Origin of the sequence: Kitasatospora sp. NPDC057198 (genome assembly GCF_042670125.1) — a bacterium.
Classification (GTDB): Bacteria; Actinomycetota; Actinomycetes; order Streptomycetales; family Streptomycetaceae; genus Kitasatospora.
The window spans coordinates 1-2,429 of sequence record NZ_JBHUWH010000744.1; the positions used below are offsets into that span (position 1 = coordinate 1).

Genomic DNA, 2,429 nt, shown 5'->3' on the forward strand with positions numbered 1-2,429 from the left:
GCGAGGGCGGCGGCGTCGTTGACGCCGTCGCCGACCATGGCGACGGTGCGGCCCTCGGTCTGGAGGCGTCGGACGGTGGCGACCTTGTCCTCGGGGAGGACTTCGGCGATGACGTCTTCGGCGGGGATGCCCACTTCGGCGGCCACGGCCTGTGCCACCAGCCGGTTGTCGCCGGTGAGCAGGACGGGGCGCAGGCCCAGGGCGCGCAGTTCGGTGATCGCCTCCGCGCTGCTGGGCTTGACCGCGTCGGCGACCTCCAGCACGGCTCGGGCCGCCCCGTCCCAGCCGACCGCGATCGCGGTCCGTCCGGCCCGTTCGGCGGCGGTTCCGGCGGCGGCCAGGGCGGGCGGCAGGGGGGTGTCGAGCAGGACGGTGCGGCCGGCCAGGACGGTGCGGCCGTCGACGGTGCCCTGGACGCCGAGGCCGGGCCGGTTGCGGAAGTCCTCGACGGGGGGCAGGTCGCCGAGGCGTTCGCGGGCGGCGGTGGCGACGGCCTGTGCGATGGGGTGTTCGGAGGCGTGTTCCAGCGCGCCGGCCAGCCGCAGGGCTTCGTCCTCGGTGGTGCCGTCGGTGGTGTGGACGGCGAGCAGGGTCATCCGGCCGGTGGTGACGGTGCCGGTCTTGTCGAGGACGACGGTGTCGGCCTTGCGGGTGTTCTCCAGTACTTCGGGGCCCTTGATCAGGATGCCGAGCTGGGCGCCGCGTCCGGTGCCGACCAGCAGGGCGGTGGGGGTGGCCAGGCCGAGGGCGCACGGGCAGGCGATGATCAGCACCGCCACGGCCGCGGTGAACGCCTCGGTGGGGCTGTCGGTGGCCAGCAGCCAGCCGACCAGGGTGCCGAGGGCGATCAGGATCACGACGGGTACGAAGACGGCGGAGATCCGGTCGGCGAGGCGCTGGGCGGCGGCCTTGCCGTTCTGGGCGTCCTCGACGAGCTTGGCCATCCGGGCGAGTTGGGTGTCGGCGCCGACCCGGGTGGCCTCGACGACCAGCCGGCCGCCGGCGTTGACGGTCGCGCCGGTGACGGTGTCGCCGGGCGAGACCTCGACGGGGGCGGACTCACCGGTGAGCATCGAGGCGTCCACGGCGGAGCTGCCCTCGAGGACGGTGCCGTCGGTGGCGACCTTCTCGCCGGGGCGCACCACGAACCGGTCGCCGACGGCCAGTTGCGCCACCGGCACCCGGGTCTCCCGTCCGCCGCGCAGCACGGTGACGTCCTTGGCGCCGAGGTCGAGCAGGGCGTGCAGGGCGGCGCTGGCCCGGCGCTTGGAGCGGGCCTCCAGCCAGCGGCCGAGCAGGATCAGGGTGGTGACGGCGGCCGCGGTCTCCAGGTAGAGCGCGGAGGAGGCGTCGGTGCCGCCGACCGCGAGGGTGAAGGAGTGCCGCATGCCGGTCATGCCCGCGTCGCCGAGGAACAGCGCCCAGACCGACCAGCCGAAGGCGGCCAGGGTGCCGAGCGAGACCAGGGTGTCCATGGTGGCGGCGCCGTGCCGGGCGTTGGTCCAGGCGGCCCGGTGGAAGGGGAGGCCGCCGTACGCGACGACCGGGCCGGTGAGGGCGAACGCCAGCCACTGCCAGTTGTCGAACTGCAGGGCCGGGACCATCGAGAGCAGCACGACGGGGACGCTGAGCGCGGCGCTGACCAGCAGCCGCTCGCGCAGGGGGTCGGGCTCCCGGGTCGGGTCCGCCGCCGGCTCGGCCGCCGGTTCGGGGGCGGCGGGCGGGGGCGGGAGTTCGGCGGTGTAGCCCGTCCGCTCCACGGTGGCGATCAGGTCGGCGACGCTGGTGCCGGGGCCGAATTCCACCCGGGCCTTCTCGGTCGCGTAGTTGACGCTGGCCTCGACGCCGTCGATCCGGTTGAGCTTCTTCTCGATCCGGGCGGCGCAGGACGCGCAGGTCATGCCCCCGATGGACAGCTCGACGCGGTCGCGCGGGGCGGCCGCGGGGTCGGTGGTGGTGCTCATCGGCTGGTCCGCTTCGCTCGGTGCAGGGTGGGGTGGGCGGGGGCGGCGCGGGCCGCCCCCGCGGGCGGGTCAGGAGGCCCGGCCGACCAGTTCGTAGCCGGCCTCGTCCACGGCGGCGGCGATCTGCTCGTCGCTGGGGGCGGGTTCGGCGGTCACGGTGACGGTGCCGGCCGCGGCGTCGGCGGCGACCGCGGTGACGCCGGGCAGCGCGGAGACCTCGCCGTTGATCGCCTTCTCGCAGTGGCCGCAGCTCATCCCGCTGACGGTGTAGGTGACGGTGCTGGACATGGGGACCTCCGGGAACGCGTTCGTACTGGGCCGCGTGCTGTGCGCTGACAACAACCACAGTACCCCCTGGGGGTATTCCGTCCAGGGGGTGGCGCGTTCCGGTGCGAGCGGCCCGCGGCCCGGGTCCGAGGGTAGTGCGCGCCGGGCCGGGAACGGCGGCGGCGGGCGGCACCGCGC

At 75.4% G+C, this 2,429-nt stretch carries 2 protein-coding genes; both read right to left on the minus strand.

Annotation, left to right across the window (positions count from 1 at the left end; translation table 11 throughout):
* The coding region (locus tag ACFUEL_RS38520; protein WP_380242697.1) for a heavy metal translocating P-type ATPase at nucleotides 1-1,964 on the minus strand (1,964 nt) is incomplete at its 3' end.
* Nucleotides 1,965-2,033: 69 nt separating this feature from the next.
* A complete protein-coding gene (locus ACFUEL_RS38525; RefSeq protein ID WP_380242699.1) occupies nucleotides 2,034-2,252 on the minus strand; it encodes a heavy-metal-associated domain-containing protein in 219 nt (72 codons plus the stop codon).
* Between the last annotated feature and the right edge of the window lie 177 nt (nucleotides 2,253-2,429).

Bases quoted from the DNA above. Each gene is read 5' to 3' on its own strand.
- ACFUEL_RS38525 (WP_380242699.1), bottom strand. From the start codon at position 2,252: ATGTCCAGCACCGTCACCTACACCGTCAGCGGGATGAGCTGCGGCCAC.